General features: G+C 62.5%; 17 protein-coding genes. 8 read left to right on the top strand and 9 right to left on the bottom strand.

Annotated elements, in window-relative coordinates:
- Positions 1–46 precede the first annotated feature (46 nt).
- From J3P82_RS06140 to J3P82_RS06120, 5 genes are all read left to right on the top strand, one after another.
- Complete coding sequence (locus tag J3P82_RS06140; RefSeq protein ID WP_434561527.1) at positions 47–1813, top strand: sensor histidine kinase; 1767 nt, start codon at positions 47–49, stop codon at positions 1811–1813.
- Positions 1806–3131 (top strand): sigma-54-dependent transcriptional regulator, encoded by a 1326-nt coding sequence (locus tag J3P82_RS06135; RefSeq protein ID WP_434561525.1) that lies wholly within the window; start codon positions 1806–1808, stop codon positions 3129–3131. The genes J3P82_RS06140 and J3P82_RS06135 overlap by 8 nt, the downstream gene beginning before the upstream one ends.
- 195 nt (positions 3132–3326) lie before the next feature.
- Complete coding sequence (locus J3P82_RS06130) at positions 3327–4646, top strand: MFS transporter (protein WP_434561523.1); 1320 nt, start codon at positions 3327–3329, stop codon at positions 4644–4646.
- Positions 4647–4795: 149 nt separating this feature from the next.
- Positions 4796–5014 (top strand): hypothetical protein, encoded by a 219-nt coding sequence (locus tag J3P82_RS06125; protein WP_434561521.1) that lies wholly within the window; start codon positions 4796–4798, stop codon positions 5012–5014.
- A gap of 85 nt (positions 5015–5099) precedes the next feature.
- Positions 5100–5720, top strand: coding sequence for a flavin reductase family protein (locus tag J3P82_RS06120; RefSeq protein WP_434561519.1), 621 nt, complete (start codon positions 5100–5102; stop codon positions 5718–5720).
- Positions 5721–5851: 131 nt separating this feature from the next.
- Here the strand turns inward: J3P82_RS06120 and J3P82_RS06115 are convergent, their stop codons facing one another.
- Complete coding sequence (locus tag J3P82_RS06115) at positions 5852–6085, bottom strand: hypothetical protein (RefSeq protein WP_434561517.1); 234 nt, start codon at positions 6083–6085, stop codon at positions 5852–5854.
- A gap of 41 nt (positions 6086–6126) precedes the next feature.
- Positions 6127–6480: a putative quinol monooxygenase gene (locus J3P82_RS06110; RefSeq protein ID WP_186611717.1), complete on the bottom strand. Its 354-nt coding sequence runs from the start codon at positions 6478–6480 to the stop codon at positions 6127–6129.
- Positions 6481–6811: 331 nt separating this feature from the next.
- Between J3P82_RS06110 and J3P82_RS06105 the strand changes: the two genes are divergently transcribed.
- Positions 6812–7741 carry an AraC family transcriptional regulator gene (locus J3P82_RS06105; protein WP_434561515.1) on the top strand — a complete coding sequence of 310 codons (930 nt, stop codon included), beginning with the start codon at positions 6812–6814 and terminating at the stop codon, positions 7739–7741.
- 21 nt (positions 7742–7762) lie between these two features.
- Here the strand turns inward: J3P82_RS06105 and J3P82_RS06100 are convergent, their stop codons facing one another.
- On the bottom strand, positions 7763–9403 hold the full coding sequence (locus J3P82_RS06100) for a 5-guanidino-2-oxopentanoate decarboxylase (RefSeq protein ID WP_434561513.1): 1641 nt from the start codon (positions 9401–9403) through the stop codon (positions 7763–7765).
- 110 nt (positions 9404–9513) lie between these two features.
- Here J3P82_RS06100 and J3P82_RS06095 point away from each other — a divergent pair, with 110 nt between their 5' ends.
- Positions 9514–10395, top strand: a complete 882-nt coding sequence (locus J3P82_RS06095) for a LysR substrate-binding domain-containing protein (RefSeq protein WP_434561511.1) — start codon at positions 9514–9516, stop codon at positions 10393–10395.
- Positions 10396–10466: 71 nt separating this feature from the next.
- On the opposite strand, the gene J3P82_RS06090 is transcribed toward J3P82_RS06095, so the two are convergent.
- Together J3P82_RS06090 and metE are read right to left on the bottom strand one after the other, a co-directional pair.
- Complete coding sequence (locus tag J3P82_RS06090; RefSeq protein WP_434561509.1) at positions 10467–11486, bottom strand: alpha/beta fold hydrolase; 1020 nt, start codon at positions 11484–11486, stop codon at positions 10467–10469.
- A gap of 160 nt (positions 11487–11646) precedes the next feature.
- A complete protein-coding gene (gene metE / locus J3P82_RS06085) occupies positions 11647–13959 on the bottom strand; it encodes a 5-methyltetrahydropteroyltriglutamate--homocysteine S-methyltransferase (RefSeq protein WP_434561507.1) in 2313 nt (770 codons plus the stop codon).
- A gap of 109 nt (positions 13960–14068) precedes the next feature.
- On the opposite strand from metE, the gene metR reads away from it, so the two are divergent.
- Entirely contained in the window at positions 14069–14986 is a 918-nt protein-coding gene (metR, locus tag J3P82_RS06080) for a transcriptional regulator MetR (RefSeq protein ID WP_434561505.1), read from the top strand.
- A gap of 131 nt (positions 14987–15117) precedes the next feature.
- Here metR and J3P82_RS06075 read toward each other — a convergent pair whose 3' ends face one another.
- The 4 genes from J3P82_RS06075 to J3P82_RS06060 form a co-directional block, all read right to left on the bottom strand.
- Positions 15118–15615: a GNAT family N-acetyltransferase gene (locus tag J3P82_RS06075; protein ID WP_434561503.1), complete on the bottom strand. Its 498-nt coding sequence runs from the start codon at positions 15613–15615 to the stop codon at positions 15118–15120.
- Complete coding sequence (locus J3P82_RS06070) at positions 15612–16250, bottom strand: LysE family translocator (RefSeq protein WP_434561501.1); 639 nt, start codon at positions 16248–16250, stop codon at positions 15612–15614. The genes J3P82_RS06075 and J3P82_RS06070 overlap by 4 nt, the downstream gene beginning before the upstream one ends.
- A gap of 17 nt (positions 16251–16267) precedes the next feature.
- Complete coding sequence (locus tag J3P82_RS06065) at positions 16268–16684, bottom strand: NUDIX hydrolase (RefSeq protein WP_434561499.1); 417 nt, start codon at positions 16682–16684, stop codon at positions 16268–16270.
- Positions 16685–16788: 104 nt separating this feature from the next.
- Positions 16789–18156, bottom strand: a complete 1368-nt coding sequence (locus tag J3P82_RS06060) for an HD domain-containing phosphohydrolase (RefSeq protein WP_434561497.1) — start codon at positions 18154–18156, stop codon at positions 16789–16791.
- Between the last annotated feature and the right edge of the window lie 180 nt (positions 18157–18336).

Genomic DNA, 18336 nt, shown 5'->3' with positions numbered 1-18336 from the left:
GAGGCATGCTATCGTGCCCGACCCTGTCCTGCCATGACGTTTTTACATGCCCGCAATGCCACGCCCCTTGCGTCTGTCGTTGTATATCCTGCTGATCCTCACCGGCGCGATCATTGCCGCCACCCTGGCCGTGCGCCACGCAGAACGCGAGGCGCTGGAGGAAGACGCCAGCCGTGCCAGCCAACAACTGGCGCTGTACGCCAATTCCCTCCATACCTTGATCGAACGCTACCGCGCCCTGCCCGCCGTACTGGCGCTGGACCCGCAGTTGCGCGATGCCCTCAAGGGCCCGGTCGGCGCGACGCAGCAGGATGCATTGAACCGCAAGCTGGAAAAAATCAATGGTGCCGCACAGTCGTCCACCCTGGAATTGCTCGACCACAACGGCTTGGCCGTTGCCGCCAGCAACTGGCGATTGCCCAGCAGTTACGTTGGGCACAATTACGGTTTTCGTCCTTACTTCATCCAGACCCGCACTCTGGGCACCGGGCGGTTCTACGCAGTGGGCGTGACCAGTGGCATCCCGGGCTATTTTTTGTCCAGCGCGGTGACCGGCGACAACGGCGAGTTCCTCGGCGCCATGGTGGTGAAGCTGGAGTTCCCCGAGCTTGAGCGCGAATGGCGCCAGGGCAGCGACACGCTGTTGGTCAGCGATGCGCGGGGGATCATTTTCATCGCCAACCGCCCCGGCTGGCGCTATCGCCATCTACAACCCTTGACCGACAGCGACCGCGCCGAACTCAAGGCCACTCGCCAATACGACAAGCAACCGCTACAACCTTTGACCTTCGATCCGCTGCGACGCTTTGACGATAACAGTCACTTGTCCCGGGTCGAGGCGCCCGACGGCCCGGCGGACTACCTTTGGGAATCCCTGCCGTTGACCAGCGAAGGCTGGACCTTGCACCTGCTACGCCGTCCGCAGATCGCTTTCGAAGACCTGCGCAACGCCGGCCTCGCCGCCGCCGGGTCGTGGTTGGCGCTGGTGTTCCTGCTGCTGTTTCTCAACCAACGCTGGCGCCTGGCGAAACTGCGCCAACGCAGCCGCGAAGAACTCGAACGGCTGGTGGATGAACGCACCCGCGAATTGCACACCGCCCAGGACGGCCTGGTGCAATCGGCCAAGCTCGCGGCCCTGGGGCAGATGTCGGCGGCGCTGGCCCACGAGATCAACCAGCCGCTGACCGCCCAACGCATGCAATTGGCAACCCTGCGCCTGCTGCTGGATCACGGCCGGGTCGACGATGCCTACAAAGCCCTCAAGCCGGTGGATGACATGCTGACCCGCATGGCCGCCCTCACCGGCCATTTGAAGACGTTCGCGCGCAAAAGCCCCAGCGGCCTGCGCGAACGCCTGGACCTGGCGGCGGTGGTCGACCAGGCCCTGCAACTGCTGGACACGCGCCTACGCGACGAGCAGGTCAGCACCGTTTTGCACCTGACCCGCCCGGCGTGGGTGCGCGGCGATGCGATTCGCCTCGAACAGGTCTTGATCAACCTGCTGCGCAACGCCCTCGACGCGATGGCCGACCAACCGCTCAAGCGCCTGGAAGTGCGTCTTCAGGCCGATGACCAATTGTGGAGCCTGACCGTGACAGACAGCGGCAACGGGATCGCCGAGGAACACCTGGCCCAGGTATTCGACCCGTTCTTCACCACCAAGGCCGTGGGCGATGGCCTGGGCCTGGGGCTGGCGGTTTCGTTTGCAATCATTCACGAATCCGGCGGGCGGCTGACGGCGGACAACCATGAAAACGGCGCGGTATTCTGCGTGACCTTGCCCATCGACCAGGAGGCGCAGTTGCATGCTTGATTCGGTCATAGTCGTCGATGACGAAACCAGTATCCGCACAGCCGTCGAGCAATGGCTGAGCCTGTCGGGGTTCCAGGTGCAATTGTTCAGTCGCGCCGAGGATTGCCTGGCGCAGTTGCCGGACAATTATCCGGGGGTGATCCTCAGCGACGTGCGCATGCCCGGACTTGGCGGCCTGGAGCTGCTGGCCGAAGTACGCCGGCGCGACCCGGACCTGCCGGTCATCCTGTTGACCGGCCATGGCGACGTGCCGATGGCGGTGGAAGCCATGCGCGACGGCGCCTATGACTTTCTTGAAAAACCTTTCAGCCCAGAAGCCCTTCTTGGCAGTTTGCGCCGGGCCCTGGACAAGCGTTTCCTGATCTTGGAAAACCGTCGACTGCACGAGCAGGCCGATGCCAGGGTCAAGCTGGATACCACGCTGCTTGGCGCCTCCCGGGCGCTGCAAAACCTGCGGCGCCAAGTGCTGGACCTGGCAACCCTGCCGGTCAATGTGTTGATCCGCGGTGAAACCGGCAGCGGCAAGGAACTGGTCGCCCGTTGCCTGCACGACTTCGGTCCGAGGGCGAGCAAGCCCTTCGTCGCGTTGAACTGCGCGGCCATTCCCGAACAGCTGTTCGAGGCCGAACTGTTCGGCCATGAAAGCGGCGCCTTCACCGGTGCCCAAGGCAAGCGCATCGGCAAGCTCGAATACGCCGACGGCGGCACGCTGTTTCTCGATGAGATCGAAAGCATGCCGTTGGCCCAGCAGGCCAAACTGCTGCGCGTGCTTCAGGAAAAAAAACTCGAGCGACTGGGCTCCAACCAGAGCATCCACGTAGACCTGCGCATCATCGCCGCCACCAAACCAGACTTGCTGGACGAAGCCCGGGCCGGGCGCTTTCGCGAGGACCTGGCCTATCGCCTGAACATCGCCGAACTGCGCCTGCCGCCCCTGCGTGAACGGCGCGAGGACATTGCGCTGCTGTTCGAACATTTCGCCCACAGCGCCGCCGAACGCCTCGGCCGTCCCGCCCTGCCGTTGAGCGGTCCGCAGTTGAGCCATCTGCTCAGCCACGATTGGCCGGGCAACGTGCGCGAACTGGCCAACGTCGCCGAACGGCAGGTGCTGGGGCTGGATCAACCGCCCGTCCTGGACACGGAACCGGGGCAATCGCTCGCCGCCCAGCAGGAAGCCTTCGAGGCCCAATGCCTGCGCGCCGCCCTGACCCGACACAAGGGTGATGTAAAAGCCGTGCTCGAAGAACTGCAACTGCCGCGCCGCACCTTCAATGAAAAGATGCAGCGGCATGGGCTGAGTCGGGAGATGTTTTTGTAAGGCCGGCGGTTTTCACCCGATCGACATAAGCGGATTCCCGCCCACATCCCCACCCGCAATGAGCGGATTTCCGCCCATCCAGCATTACAACCCCCTCTAGGCCGGCCTTCTCGCACCTGGCACAGCTCCTGCTATAGCCCTGGCAGGCTGCGTTCCCACGCGCTCCACAAAAACAATTAAACGAAGGATCCTTCAATGGACAACTCCAACGCCCTGCCCATTGGGTCGGCTGCCGTGCCCGCCCGTGAAAGAACCACCGCCAGCCGAATCAAATCGATCTTCAGCGGCTCGGTTGGCAACATGGTCGAGTGGTACGACTGGTACGTCTACGCCGCTTTCTCGTTGTACTTCGCCAAAGCCTTCTTCCCCAAGGGCGACACCACCGCCCAACTGCTCAACACCGCCGCGATCTTTGCCGTGGGCTTCCTGATGCGCCCGATCGGCGGCTGGCTGATGGGCCTGTACGCTGACCGCGCCGGTCGTAAACGGGCCCTGATGGCCTCGGTCTACCTGATGTGCTTCGGCTCGTTGATCATCGCCCTGAGCCCCGGCTACGAAACCATCGGCGTCGGCGCGCCGATCCTGCTGGTGTTCGCCCGCTTGCTCCAAGGCCTGTCGGTCGGTGGCGAGTACGGCACCTCGGCGACCTACCTGAGCGAGATGGCAACCAAGGAACGTCGCGGCTTTTTCTCCAGCTTCCAGTACGTGACCCTGATCTCCGGCCAGCTCATTGCCCTGGGCGTGCTGATCGTGCTGCAACAGACCCTCACCACCGAGCAGCTGTACGCCTGGGGCTGGCGCATCCCGTTCGCCATCGGCGCGCTGTGCGCAGTCGTTGCGCTGTACCTGCGTCGCGGCATGGAAGAAACCGAGTCATTCACCAAGAAAGAAAAAGCCAAGGAAAGCGCCATGCGCACCTTGATGCGCCATCCCAAGGAATTGATGACCGTGGTCGGCCTGACCATGGGCGGCACGCTGGCGTTCTACACCTACACCACCTACATGCAGAAATACCTGGTGAATACGGTCGGCATGAGCATCTCCGACTCCACCACCATTTCCGCCGCCACGCTGTTCCTGTTCATGTGCCTGCAACCTTTGATCGGCGGGTTGTCGGACAAGGTCGGGCGCCGGCCGATCCTGATCGCCTTCGGCATCCTGGGCACATTGTTCACGGTGCCGATCCTCACCACCCTGCACACCATCCAGACCTGGTGGGGCGCGTTCTTCCTGATCATGGCCGCGCTGATCATCGTCAGCGGCTACACCTCGATCAACGCGGTGGTGAAAGCCGAGTTGTTCCCTACCGAAATCCGCGCCCTGGGCGTCGGCCTGCCCTATGCATTGACCGTGTCGATCTTCGGCGGCACCGCTGAATACATCGCCCTGTGGTTCAAGAGCATTGGCATGGAGACCGGTTACTACTGGTACGTGACGGCGTGCATCGCGGTATCGCTGCTGGTCTACATCACCATGAAAGACACCCGCAAGCACTCGCGGATCCTGACTGACTGACAGCTCCGCTCGTACAAACGAAAGGGGCGAACCTGCACGGGCTCGCCCCTTTTTTCGTTCCAGGCCGGCGTCGTTTCCTACATTAATTTCCACTTAATGGCCGCACTCCATCCTCCCCCTCATCCACTATCGATGCTTGGAGTATGACCATGAAACCCAAACTGATCTTCGCCCTGACCCTCAGTGCACTGGCAAGCAGCGCCTTCGCCGACGACGGCTTCGAGCGCACCGGCACTGCCGCTTTTATCGCCAGCAGTCATGAGCGCGCCGGCTCCGCCGTTGTTGCGAAGAAGGATGAGAATCACGCGATCGAACCTGCCGTGGCGGCCGATGGTTCCGACCATAGCGATGCGGCGTTGACCAACTGATCCCAGCACAACCGGTGCTGACAAAAATGTCTGGTCCCTGCACTATCGTCGGATCCTTCTGACCAGCACCGGACCTCCATCTTTCATGCCCGACGATATCCATTACTACGAACCCGCCAACGGTCACGGCCTGCCCCACGATCCGTTCAATGCGATCATTGGTCCACGGCCGATTGGCTGGATTTCTTCACAGGACGGCGAGGGCCGCCTGAATCTCGCACCCTACAGTTTCTTCAACGCGTTCAACTACGTTCCGCCGATCATTGGTTTCTCCAGTGTCGGGCGCAAGGACAGCCTGAACAACATCGAGCAGACCGGCGAGTTCGCTTGGAACCTGGCCACGCGCCCGCTGGCCGAGCAGATGAACCAGAGCTGTGCGATGGTCGCGCCAGAGGTCAATGAATTTGAGCTGGCGGGCCTGACGCCGGCGGCGTCGCGGGTGATCCAGGTACCGCGCGTGAGCGAGAGCCCGGTGTCTTTTGAATGCAAGGTCACACAGATCATTCAGTTGCAGCGGGCGGACAAGGCACTGGTGCCAAGCTGGTTGATTCTCGGCGAAGTGGTCGCCGTGCATATCGCCAAATGGCTGTTGAAGGATGGGGTATACGACACTGCCGCCGCCGAGCCGATCTTGCGCGGTGGCGGGCCGGCGGATTATTTCCAGCTGGGGCCCGAGGCGTTGTTCAGGATGCATCGCCCCCAATAAGAACAACGCAGTTCCCCGTGGCGAGGGAGCTTGCTCCCGCTGGGTTGCGCAGCAGCCCCTGTTTTGATGGGCGCTTCGCACCCAAGCGGGAGCAAGCTCCCTCGCCACAAAAGCAATGCCAGTGATGCTGATTACCAGACCAACCCGCCCTCGTCGTCGACACCCTTCAGGTGAGTCAGCTTCACCGCGGCCGCTTCATCGGCCTTGGTAGCAGTCTCGAACGTCTGTTCTTCAAGCACTTTATTGAAACGCGGCTTGTCGGGACTGCCGATGGCCTTGGTGGCGATGGCGGCGTAATAGCCGCCACCCTCCTTGGGTACAACAGCGGAAACAGCTTCAAAAGTGTCAAAGGCTTTACGTGCCATAACGCGCATCCTGGCGGTGGAAAATGACCGTCATTAAACCTTCAACCGGCCAGTTTGTGTACCTTCGCCATGCACCCTTCGGTCGCCTGGGCGGCGGACACTTCGCGAAAGGTGTGGAAATCCAGGCTGCTCACCACCAGGTCTTGCACCAGCTCGGCGAAAATCGCCATCGCTGGCGAGTTGAAATAGGCGTCCATCGCCTGCTGGTTGACCCACAGCCCAGACACCAGCCACAAGTCGGCATCGCATTGCGATTGCTGCAAGGCAAAGTGCAGGCAACCGGGCGCCTGGCGCGATGGCGTGATCAACGTGCTCAGGCGCGCGCCGAGCGGCTGGCTGCACCCGGCGCGTGCGCGGACGAAAGCCATGTGACTGACGGGGATCTGTGTAGTCATGTTCAACCCTCCCAGGTAATCCGTTGTGCAGCCGGGGACAGGCCGCGACAGGATCAAAGGTTAAAGGCCCCGACGCCAGCTTCGTTAGTCGATTCCTGCCGACCCATTGCACGATCCTGCCCGTCGAGTGCAGCGCATCCAGCCCGGATGCGCTGAAAACACCGACAGATGAAACAAAAGGTTTCAAGCAAGTTTCGACCGGGCTGCACGGCCCAGTCCCCACCCGTCGTGCAGGATCAGGCAAGCTTTCAACAGGATGTGACTACCGCTACGCCTTGCACAAACATAAGCTCTGTCTCATCGCTCCCCGTTTTACTTGAGGATCCCCGGCATGTCGCCACTCGACCACGCCCCCGTCCCGCTGGACACCTACCTGGAACAACAGCGCGCCGAACTGGCCTCGATCATCGAGCGCAACACCCGCGAGGATGGCAGCTACGCCACGGCCATCGGCTCGCTGAATCTGTCGCGACACAGCCAACCGCACAGGTTCGCCCCGGTGCTGGCGCAACCGGCGCTGTGCATCATGGCCCAGGGCAGTAAGCAGGTGCGCCTGGCGGACGAAACATTCAATTACGATCCGCTGCATTATCTGGTGGTCTCGGTCTCGATGCCGTTGAGTGGATGCATCGCCAATGTCTCGCCCGAGCAGCCGATCCTGGCCCTGCGCCTGGACATCGACCCGGCGGAAATCACCGCGCTGATCGCCGACGCGGGACCCTTGGGTGTACCGACCCGCCCCGCCGGGCGCGGCCTGTATGTCGAACGCCTGGACACGCCGATGCTCGACGCCGTGCTGCGCCTGGCGCGGCTGCTCGATACGCCGAAGGACATCGGCATGCTCGCGCCGCTGGTACGCCGGGAAATCCTCTATCGCCTGCTGCGCAGTCCGCAGGGCTATCGGCTCTACGAAATTGCCATTGCCAACAGTCAGAGCCATCGCATCAGCCAGGCGATCAAATGGCTCAACGGCCATTTCGAACAGCCGCTGCGCATCGATGACCTGGCCCGGGAGGTCAACCTCAGCGTCTCGACGCTGCATCATCGCTTCAAGGCCATGACGGCCATGAGCCCGCTGCAATACCAAAAGCAATTGCGCCTGCAAGAAGCCCGGCGGCTGATGCTGGCCGAAGGGCTTGAAGCGTCGGCGGCGGGGTATCGGGTCGGTTATGAAAGCCCTTCGCAGTTCAGCCGCGAGTACAGCCGCCTGTTCGGCGCACCGCCGCTGCGCGATCTCGCGCGGTTGCGCATGACCGTTTGATCTGGTTTTTCGAGCAGCTTTTTACGAGCCTTCAGCACGCCGGCTCCACCGTGCCTGATCCACCTCAATCAACGTCGGACCTTGCCGGCCGCGGGCGACGAGCAACGCTGCACGCAATGACGGCGCATCGTCAACGGCCTCGGCGTCACAGCCCAGGGCTTTGGCGACGGCGATGAAATCCGGCGTGTAGATGTCGACGCCCACCGGCTCGATGGCCCGGTTGAGCATGTATTTCTTGATCTCTTCGTAGCCCTGGTTATTCCACAGCAGCACGATAATTGGCGTGCGCGCTTCCACGGCGCTGGCCAGTTCGGCCAAGGTGAACTGCAAGCCACCATCGCCGATCAGGCACACCACTGGCGGGCGACCATCGCCCTGGTCGCCCCCGCCGAGCCAGGCGCCGACCGCCGCTGGCAACGCATAGCCGAGGGTGCCGTAGCCGGTGGACGAATTGAACCAGCGGCGCGGATGCTCTGGATTGAAGGTGAGATTGCCGGTGTATACGGGCTGGGTGGAATCGCCGACGAAGACCGCGTCGGGCAGTGTTTGCAAAACCGTGTCGAGGAATAAGGCCTGGACGCGAGTCGGGGCGTCCCATTGCCGGTCGAGTTCGGCCCGCAGTCGTGCAACACGAGTCGCCCCCCAAGTATCGTGACGCGCGTCGAGCGCTTGTCGATTCAACGCATCGAGCAAGGCGCCGGCAGCCATCCGCGCATCGGCCACTAGCGCCAGTTTCGGCGGGTAGTTGCGCACCGTCTGGTCGGGGTCGATGTCGATGCGCAGCAGCGCGCCGGGGATCTCGAAGCCGCCGGCGAAAGTGACGTCGTAGTCGGTCTCGGCCAGTTCGGTGCCGACCGCCAGCACCACGTCGGCCTCGGCCACCAGGGCACGGGTCGCGACCAGGCTCTGGGTGGAGCCGATCAACAAGGGATGACTGGAGGCCAGCAAGCCCTTGGCGTTGATGGTCAACGCGACCGGGGCAGCGAGGCGTTCGGCCAGTTCGGTCAATTCGAGCGACGCGTCGACTGCGCCGCCGCCGGCCAGGATCAAGGGTCGTTCAGCCGTTGCCAACAGGCTCGCCATCTGCGCCACGGCTGCGGGCGCGGCGCCGGCACGACTGATATTTACCGGCGTGCTGGCGAGCAAGTCATCGGCCTTCTCGACGAGCACATCCAATGGGATCTCGATGTGCACCGGTCGCGGCCGTGCGGCCTGGAACAACGCAAAAGCCCGGGCCAGCACCCCTGGCAATTGCGCAGCGGACATCAATGTGTGGGAAAACGCCGCCACACCGCCCACCAGTGCACTCTGGTTCGGCAGCTCATGCAACTTGCCCCGCCCGCCGCCCAATTGGCTGCGCGACTGCACGCTGGAGATCACCAGCATCGGGATCGAATCGGCGTAGGCCTGGCCCATGGCCGTGGTGATGTTGGTCATGCCCGGCCCGGTGATGATGAAACACACGCCGGGCTTGCCACTGACCCGGGCATAACCGTCAGCCATGAAGCCGGCGCCCTGCTCGTGACGCGGCGTCACATGGCGGATGTTTGAATGGGCCAGCCCGCGATACAGCTCGACGGTGTGGACGCCGGGAATGCCGAACACCTGCTCCACGCCATAACCTTCGAGTAACTTGACCAATACCTCGCCGCACGTCGCCATCGTCAATGCCTTTTTTCTTCAGGATGGCGCTATTGGAGCGGTCGGGCCATGGCGGCAACAATCGATAAAAAGTCATACTAGCCATGTCCACACGTCATGGCTCAAATCCAATGAAACGGCTTCCTCCGCTGCCGACGCTGTACACCTTCCTGATTACGGCCCAATGCTGCAACTTCACCCGCGCGGCTGAACAGTTGCACATCACCCAGGGCGCGGTGAGCCGACAGATCGCTGGGTTGGAAGCACATTTGGGTTACCCGCTGTTCCAGCGTCAGGCGCGAGGCCTGAGCCTGACCGCCGAGGGCCAGGCGTGGCTGCCCCGGGTGCAGCAGGTGTTCGGCCTGATTGGCGAAGCGGTGGCGCAGATCGGGGAAAAACGCCAGGCCCTGCGACTCAAGGCCCCCACGTGCGTGATGCGCTGGTTACTGCCGCGCCTGCTGCAATGGCAAAAGGAACGCCCGGACGTCCCGGTGGAATTGACCACCACGGTCCGGCATGGGGTGGATTTTCAGCGCGAGGCGTTCGACGCGGCGGTGGTCTACGGGCCACCGCCTGACGCCTCGTTGGCATGCCTGCATCTGTTCGACGAACAACTGACGCCAGTCTGCTCCCGTCCGTTGCTGGAAGGTCCCGTACCGCTGCGCTCGCCTGACGATCTGCAGCAGCACTTGCTGCTGCACCCCACCACCGACGAGCGCGACTGGAACGCTTGGTTGGCCGAGGCCGATGTGCGCCTGAACAACGTCAGCAAGGGCCAACATTTCGAAACCCTCGATCTGGCGATGTCCATGGCCTCCCAGGGCACGGGCGTGGCGATTGGCGACTGGTCGCTGATCGGCGACGACCTGAGCGCCGGACGGCTGGTGATTCCGTTTCAATTGAAGGTCACGACCGGGTTGGGTTATTACCTGGTTCATCCGCGCAAAGCCCAGGCGTCAGAACCGTTGCGGGAGTTGATGGAATGGCTGGTGGAGCAGGCCCGGCGCAGATAGCTAAATTACTGCAAATCCTGTGGCGGGGGAGCAAGCTCCCCCGCCACAGGGGATCGTGTCAATCCTGAATGTCAGAGCAGATTCGGCGCCTGTGCCGGCTCGACCTGCGCCCAGTGCGACGTGTCTTCACGGTGCTGTTGCAGATAAGGCAACACCGCGCCCAGCAGCGGTTCCTTGAACGCCTCTTGAAAGCGATGAGCCAGGCCTGGAATCAGCTTCAACTGGCTGCCGCGAATGTGCGCCGCCAAATGCACGCCATGCATCACCGGCAGCAACGGATCGGCGGTGCCGTGGACCACCAGCGTCGGCACCTGCAGCTGATTGAGCAGCGCCACCCGGCTCGGCTCCGCCAGGATCGCCATGATCTGGCGCTTCACGCCCTCGGGATTGAAGGCCCGGTCATACGCCACGGCGGCCTGGTGCAGCAAGGCTTGCCGATCATCGACCACCATCGGGCTGCCGAGCGCGGCAAGCAGGTCGGCCTGCTGTTCCAGCGCCACTTGGCGATTCGGCGCGCTGCGCCGCGACAACAATTGCACCAGCGTTTCACTCGGCGCGGGCAAGCCTTGGGCGCCGGAGCTGGTCATGATAAGCGTAAGACTCTCGACCCGCTGCGGCGCCATCGCGGCCATGTGCTGGGCGATCATCCCGCCCATGCTCACCCCCAGCACATGGAAGTTCTCCACGTCCAAGGCGTCCATCAACCCCAGGCCATCGGCGGCCATGTCGGTCAAGGCGTACGGCGCGGCCACCGGCAGGCCAAGCTTGTAGCGCAGCGCTTCGAACGTCAGGTTGGCGCTGCCGGGGGCCTGGCGCCAGGCGGAAAGGCCGACGTCCCGATTGTCGTAGCGGATCACCCTAAAGCCCTGTTCGCACAAGGCCTCCACCACTTCATCCGGCCAATGGATCAATTGCCCGCCCAGGCCCATCACCAGCAGCAATGCTGGATCGGACGCACGGCCGATGCTCTGGTACGCCAGGCTTACCTGGTCCAGGTCGACCCGTTGGGTCGCGACATTGACATCACAACGAGAAGCCGCCAACGACGGCAGGCCGCACAGCAAGGCGGCCAGGAAAATGAATACACGCATGAACAAACACCAAAACGCAGAACCCCAGTAGAGCGCGAGTCTGATGAAGTTTGTTCAAGCGCGCTGCCACAATTGCGTGACAGTTTGATGAAGATTGCCGAGTGGTTATCCGAAGCTCCCTCGCCACAAAGCCAGGCTCACCCCAGAAAGGGACCACGGTTCAAGCCAACTGACTGCGCAACCGTCGCGCCACCGCCACCATGTTTACCAGCGCCGCTTCGGTTTCCGGCCAGGCCCGCGTCTTCAGGCCACAATCGGGATTGATCCACAACCGCTCGGCGGGGATGCGCTGCACGGCTTTGCTCATCAGAGCGACGATCTCGGCGGTGTCTGGTACCCGTGGCGAGTGGATGTCGTAGACGCCCGGCCCGATGTCGTTGGGATAGTCGAACGCCTCGAAGGCGTCGAGCAATTCCATGTCCGAGCGCGAGGTTTCAATCGTGATGACATCGGCGTCCATGTCGGCGATGGCTTTGATCACATCGTTGAATTCGCTGTAGCACATGTGGGTGTGGATCTGGGTTTCATCGCTTATGCCTGATGCGCTCAGGCGGAACGCTTGCACCGCCCAGTCGAGGTAGTCCTGCCATTGTCCGCGTCGCAGCGGCAGGCCTTCACGAAAGGCCGCCTCGTCGATCTGGATGATGCCGATCCCGGCTTTTTCCAGGTCGACCACTTCGTCGCGCAGGGCCAGGGCCAATTGCTGCGCCTGAACCTGGCGTGACACGTCTTCGCGGGGGAACGACCACATCAGCATAGTCACGGGGCCGGTGAGCATGCCTTTCATGGGTTTGTCGGTGAGGCTTTGCGCATAACGAATCCAGTCGACCGTCATCGCCTTGGGCCGGCTGATGTCGCCATAGATGATCGCCGGTTTTACGCACCGCGAGCCGTAGCTCTGCACCCAACCGAATCGGGTGAAGGCGTAGCCGTCCAGTTGTTCGGCGAAATATTCCACCATGTCATTGCGCTCGGCTTCGCCATGCACCAGCACATCCAGGCCCAGGCGTTCCTGGATCTGCACGGCGTGGCGGATCTCGGTGCGCATCGCCTCCTGATAATCGTTGGCCGACAGCTTGCCTTGCTTGTAAGCCTGTCGCGCCAGGCGAATCGCCGGGGTTTGCGGGAAAGAGCCGATGGAGGTGGTGGGAAACGTCGGTAACTTGAGCCGCGCACGTTGCTGTTCGATGCGTTTGGCAAACGCTGAACACCGCTGGCTGTCGTGCGGCCCAATCGCCGCGAGACGGGCCTGGACCTCGGCGTTGTGGATGCGCGACGAGCCCGCGCGACTGACTTGAATCTCCCGGTCATGGATCAATGCCCGTTGCACGCCAGGAGCTTGCGGATCGTTCAGCGCATCACGCAACACCGCGACTTCACCGCACTTCTGCACGGCGAACGCCAGCCAGCTCTTGAGCTCGGGGTCGAGTTTGTCTTCGCGCTCCAGGTCCACCGGGCTGTGCAACAGCGAGCATGAGGTGCTGACCCAGAGGTTGTCGCCGAACCGTTCCTGGGCGGGACGCAATTGCGTCAGCGCCTGCTCCAGTTCGCAGCGCCAGACGTTGCGACCGTTAACCAGGCCCACCGAGAGAATCTTGTAGGTCGGCAGGCGGTCCAGCACCTGGCCCAGTTGTTCTGGGTCACGTACCGCGTCGATGTGCAAGCCGTCCACCGGCAGGCTCACCGCCAGGCCAAGGTTGTCTTGCAGGCCACTGAAATAGGTCGCCACCAGTTTCTTCAGCGGCGAATATTGAAGGATGTGATAAGCCCGTTCGAAGGCGTTTCTCCAAGCCAGCGGCAGGTCAAGGGTGAGGATCGGTTCATCGATCTGCACCCATTCCACGCCTTGGGCCTTGAGGCGATTGAGGATTTCACCGTAGACCGGCAGCAGGCGCTCCAAGAGGTCGAGCTTGTCGAAGTCGCCGCCCTTGGCCTTGCCCAGCCAGAGGTAGGTCAGCGGACCGATGACCACTGGCTTGATCCGATGGCCCAGTGCATGGGCTTCGTCGACTTCGTCGAACAGTTGCTGCCAGCTCAGGGCGAAGGTCTGGTCAGCGGAGAACTCCGGGACCAGGTAGTGGTAGTTGGTGTCGAACCACTTGGTCAATTCCTGGGCGTGTTGCGCGGGACCCTGGTCGGCGCTACAACAGGCAGTCGTGGCGCCACGGGCCATGGTAAACAGGGTGTCGAGCGTCGGCAGGCCCTTGTCGTCCAAGGTGTTGTGAAAGCGCGGCGGGACGGCGCCCAGGGTCAAGGTGTGGCTGAGCACCTGGTCGTACCAGGCAAAATCGCCCACGGGCAGCAGGTCAATGCCGGCGTCTTTCTGCAACTGCCAGTGCCGGGCCCGCAATTCACGGCCCACGGCCTGCAAGGCGGTCGGTGCCAGGTCGCCCTTCCAATAGGCTTCGAGGGCTTTCTTCAGTTCGCGGTCGGCGCCAATGCGAGGAAAACCGAGGGTGTGGGCCAGAGCCATGGTGACTGTCCTTCTGTAAAAGATGGCGCCATTGTCGACAGCCAGGCCTACATGAGACAAACTCAACCTTTTCGTGTTGATCACAAGTTTTATTCATGGAGCAACCCCGGTGCTTGAACTCCGTCACCTCAAGACCCTGCACGCCCTGCGTGAAGCCGACAGCCTGGTGGAGGCCGCCGAACGCCTGCACCTGACCCAGTCAGCGCTGTCCCACCAGTTCAAGGAACTGGAGGAGCGCCTGGGCATGCAGTTATTCGTGCGCAAGACCAAACCGGTACGATTCACCAGCGCCGGCCTGCGCCTGTTGCAACTGGCCGACGCCACCCTGCCCTTGTTGCGCGGCGCCGAACGGGACATCGCTCGGCTGGCCGGCGGCACCGCCGGGCGTTTGCACATGGCGATCGAATGTCACAGTTGCTTCCAATGGCTGATGCCCACCATCGACCAGTTTCGCGATGCCTGGCCGGAAGTCGAACTGGACCTGGCTTCGGGCTTCGCCTTCGCCCCGCTGCCGGGCCTGGCCCGTGGCGACCTCGACTTGGTGGTGACTTCCGACCCGCTGGAACTGGCCGGCATCACCTACGTGCCGCTGTTCACCTACGAAGCGATGCTCGCGGTGGCCAACCAGCACCGACTGGTGGGCAAGGCGTACATCGTGCCCGAAGACCTGGTCAGCGAAACCCTGATCACCTATCCGGTGGAACGCGATCGACTGGACATCTTCACCCGCTTCCTGGAGCCGGCCGACATCGAACCGGCCCAGGTGCGCACGTCCGAGCTGACGGTGATGATGATGCAACTGGTGGCCAGCGGCCGAGGCGTGTGCGGCATGCCGCATTGGGCGCTGCATGAATACAGCTCACGGGGCTATGTGAAGGCCAAGCGGCTGGGGGAGAAAGGCTTGTTCGCCACACTGTACGCGGCGGTGCGCACCGACATGCTCGATGCGCCGTACATGCGCGATTTCTTGCTGACGGCCAAGGACACGTCGTTCTCGACCCTCGACGGTGTCAGTGCCGTTCGCTGACCGCTTTTTGTGGCGAGGGAGCTTGCTCCCGCTCGATTGCGTAGCGATTGCAAAAGAATGGGGCCGCTACGCAGCCCAGCGGGAGCAAGCTCCCTCGCCACAAAAGCTCCACACCCAAACCGGTAGATAGCTCAGAGTTCAAGCCACATGTGGATCTTGTCGAAATACTCTTCGCCCACACGAATCGCCATCGGTTCGAGCCCGTAGAGCACGAAACCGCAGCGCTGGTAGAGCTTGACGGCCGGGTCGTTGCCGGCGGTGACGGTCAGTTGCACCAGCCGCAGGAAGGCATGGCGACGGGCTTCGTTGAGGGCTGACTGCACCAGTTGTTCGCCAAGCCCTCCGTGGCGAAGGCCTTCGGCAACGTACATGCCGAACAGCGTCGCCTTGTGCCGGGCCTTCAACCGAGGCTCCAGGGCCAGGCCGACGATACCGACCAGTTCGTCCGCCACGAACGCCCCGAGGATCACATCGACCCGGCTGGTCAGGCGCGATTCCCACCAATTGATGGGCAGCGCCGCCCGTTCGCTGGTGCTCGAGGTGAAGGCTTGTGGATGCAGCTCATAGGCCTGGAGCATCAGCTCGCGATACGCCAGTGCATCACCCGCTTTCAGCCGCCGGATGCTCACGCCGAACGCCGTTGCTCAAGCATGAGCCGCAGCGCCAACGCACCGAGGACAAACCCCATGAAGTAACGCTGCGCCGCCAGCCAGGTCGGGTTGTGGACGAACCAAGAGGCAATCCCGGCGGCGAACAGGGCGATCAGCAAGTTGACGCTGAAACTGACGCTGATCTGGGTCAGCCCGAGGATGATGCTCTGGGTGAACAGCGAGCCGTGTTCCGGGCTGATGAATTGGGGGAATACCGAGAGGTAGAACACCGCGATCTTCGGGTTCAGGGCGCTGGTCAGAAAACCCATGGTGATTAGTTTGCGCGTCGAGTCCGCGGGCAACTGCTGGGCCTGGAACGGCGAGCGCGCGCCCGGCTTCAAGGCCTGCCAAGCCAGCCACAACAGGTAAAGCGCACCCGCCCATTTCAGCACTTCATAGGCCATCGGCACGGCCAGGAACACCGCCGTCAGCCCCGCCGCTGCCGCGAACATGTGCACGAAAAAGCCCGCCACCACACCCAGCAAGGACGTGACGCCGGCCTTGCGGCCCTGGCAGATGGAACGGGAAATCAGGTAGATCATGTTCGGGCCGGGCGTGAGCACCATCAGCAACGCAGCAGCGGCGAAAATCAGCAGGTCCGGCAAGGGAATCATGGGCGTCAGTCCTTGAATCAGCAGGTTGCGAGGCAGTGGCTTCGATAAAACGGCAGGATTACCTCGCCTGTCAGTGGCGCCAGCAGCAAGTCGCTGGCGCCGAGCGGATCGATCCAGCGGACTTCTTCAATCTCGGCGGTGGGGACAGCCGGGGCGTCGCTGTTCAGCAAAAACACCTCGGCGCGCACGGTAAAACCCGGCTCGTTGGCGGCCGGTGCGCTGAACTGCCCCAAGTAGCGGGCCTGTACCGGATCGATCGCGAGCCCAAGCTCTTCCTCCAGTTCGCGAGCCAGCGCCTGCAGCGGTTGCTCATGCGGCTCGATCTTGCCACCGGGCTGCATGAAGGCCAAGGTGCCGCGCTTACGCACCAACAGGGTCCGACCGTCCGGGCCGATGAGCAGAGCGGCGGCGATACGGATGAGAGAAGCGGTCATGTTCAACAATCTCGGGCAGGAAATGCCGGGCAGATTACAGATCGCGGCAGCAGGCGCAAAGCCTGTCGTCGCATCTGCAATCAACGCCTTCCACCAGAGGCGTCTCAACCCAGCATCGGCTTCGGCGCCGTAGGGTCCGCCTCCTCTTCGGGGATCTTGACGAACACGCTGTAGCGCGCCCCTTCCATCGCTTCGAAGGCGATGAGTTTCTCGATCAGCGGCCCGCTCAAGACCTTGCCGGCGTTGAGCAACAGCATGCCATTGTCGGCATTGAGGTTGCGCGCCAGGACCATGCCGGCCGCCAGCTCGCGGGTGGTCGCGACCTTCACCGTCGGGTCGGACAAGGTCACGTCTTCCAGGTACTCGGCACAGGCCTTGATGAAATCCTCGACCATGTTTGGGTCGTACAGCTTGCCGGTGTAGTTGCGGATGTAGACCAGCGCTTCGTCGCTGTTCATCTGCCGCTCCAGGATCAACCCGCGCTGCAACTCGATGAAGTCCACCGCCAGTTTCAACAGGCGCGAGCCAAACGGAATGGCCTCGCCCTTGAGGTGCTCGGGGAAACCGCTGCCGTCCCAACGCTCCTGGTGATGGCGGATGATGCGCGCCGCGTCCTTCATCGGGTCCAGGGTCATCAGCAGCGACTCGCTCTGCTTCGGATAGGCCCGGTACAGATCAAGTTCAGTGTGGTGCAACATGTCGGCCGGCGTGACCATCATGTTGTCGGTCCAGCTCAGCTTGCCAATGTTGTAGAGCGCGGCGGCCATGGTCAGGTCGCGGTCGGTGGACTCGTCGAGAAAGTTGAGCCGGCTGTAGACGCGGATCAGCTCGATGATCTGCCGGTTGGTCTGCTTGGCTTTAGGCAGGCGCAGGTTGGCGATCAACGAAAACACTTCGGTACTGGTCACATAGCTGCGCTTGAGCTCGTCGTAGGCCAGGTCAAGCATGTCGGCGGTCTGTTGCAATTCGGAGGTGCGAGACGCCACGCGTTTTTCCAGGGTGGCGTTGAGGGTCTTGAGTTGCTGGTTCTGCTCGCGGTTCAGCGCTTCGAGGCGCTGGCGCTCGCTTTCCGAATGCTGGTGGGCCAGGGCCTGACGCAGGGCCTGCACCAGTTCTTCATCATTCCAGGGCTTGCTGAGGTAGCGATAGAGCTGCCCCTCGTTGATCGCCTTGGTCATCATGTCGACATCGGCGTAGCCGGTCAGCAGGATGCGCAAGGTCGATGGATACAGCCTGCGGATTTCAGCCAGCAGCGTGGCCCCGTCCATGTTGGGCATGCGTGCGTCGGTCATGACCAGGTCGACCGGCCGCTCCTTGAGGATTTCCAGCGCCTTGGCACCGCTGTCGGCCAGCAGGATTTCATACGGCTGGCTGCGCAACAGCCGGCGCAGGCTGTTGAGAATCGACTCTTCATCATCGACCAGCAACACCGTCGGCTTCGTGACCGGAACGTTTGACGCTTGATCTTCCATTGGCACCCCCTCCTATTGACGACCACCGTTCTACCTTACCCCTGAGAGACAGGCTAGTAGATCACCGACATTTAGACATATTTTGCCACCACCCCACCGCACGCTTCCGATGAGCCGACTATGCTGTACCCCATGAAGGGCCAAGTACAGGCCGAATGCTCATGCCAGCGAAAGGGATAT

Source organism: Pseudomonas sp. Z4-20, from assembly GCF_051131955.1.
Taxonomy (GTDB): Bacteria; Pseudomonadota; Gammaproteobacteria; order Pseudomonadales; family Pseudomonadaceae; genus Aquipseudomonas; species Aquipseudomonas marvdashtae.
The sequence above is the reverse complement of the archived record's forward strand: the minus strand, read 5'-3'. Positions and strand labels throughout refer to the sequence as shown.

Excerpts from the sequence above, each read along its gene's own strand:
- J3P82_RS06140 (WP_434561527.1), top strand. The coding sequence starts at position 47 with ATGCCCGCAATGCCACGCCCCTTGCGTCTGTCGTTGTATATCCTGCTG.
- J3P82_RS06135 (WP_434561525.1), top strand. The coding sequence starts at position 1,806 with ATGCTTGATTCGGTCATAGTCGTCGATGACGAAACCAGTATCCGCACA.
- J3P82_RS06130 (WP_434561523.1), top strand. The coding sequence starts at position 3,327 with ATGGACAACTCCAACGCCCTGCCCATTGGGTCGGCTGCCGTGCCCGCC.
- J3P82_RS06125 (WP_434561521.1), top strand. The coding sequence starts at position 4,796 with ATGAAACCCAAACTGATCTTCGCCCTGACCCTCAGTGCACTGGCAAGC.
- J3P82_RS06120 (WP_434561519.1), top strand. The coding sequence starts at position 5,100 with ATGCCCGACGATATCCATTACTACGAACCCGCCAACGGTCACGGCCTG.
- J3P82_RS06115 (WP_434561517.1), bottom strand. The coding sequence starts at position 6,085 with ATGGCACGTAAAGCCTTTGACACTTTTGAAGCTGTTTCCGCTGTTGTA.
- J3P82_RS06110 (WP_186611717.1), bottom strand. The coding sequence starts at position 6,480 with ATGACTACACAGATCCCCGTCAGTCACATGGCTTTCGTCCGCGCACGC.
- J3P82_RS06105 (WP_434561515.1), top strand. The coding sequence starts at position 6,812 with ATGTCGCCACTCGACCACGCCCCCGTCCCGCTGGACACCTACCTGGAA.
- J3P82_RS06100 (WP_434561513.1), bottom strand. The coding sequence starts at position 9,403 with ATGGCGACGTGCGGCGAGGTATTGGTCAAGTTACTCGAAGGTTATGGC.
- J3P82_RS06095 (WP_434561511.1), top strand. The coding sequence starts at position 9,514 with ATGAAACGGCTTCCTCCGCTGCCGACGCTGTACACCTTCCTGATTACG.
- J3P82_RS06090 (WP_434561509.1), bottom strand. The coding sequence starts at position 11,486 with ATGCGTGTATTCATTTTCCTGGCCGCCTTGCTGTGCGGCCTGCCGTCG.
- metE (WP_434561507.1), bottom strand. The coding sequence starts at position 13,959 with ATGGCTCTGGCCCACACCCTCGGTTTTCCTCGCATTGGCGCCGACCGC.
- J3P82_RS06070 (WP_434561501.1), bottom strand. The coding sequence starts at position 16,250 with ATGATTCCCTTGCCGGACCTGCTGATTTTCGCCGCTGCTGCGTTGCTG.
- J3P82_RS06065 (WP_434561499.1), bottom strand. The coding sequence starts at position 16,684 with ATGACCGCTTCTCTCATCCGTATCGCCGCCGCTCTGCTCATCGGCCCG.
- J3P82_RS06060 (WP_434561497.1), bottom strand. The coding sequence starts at position 18,156 with ATGGAAGATCAAGCGTCAAACGTTCCGGTCACGAAGCCGACGGTGTTG.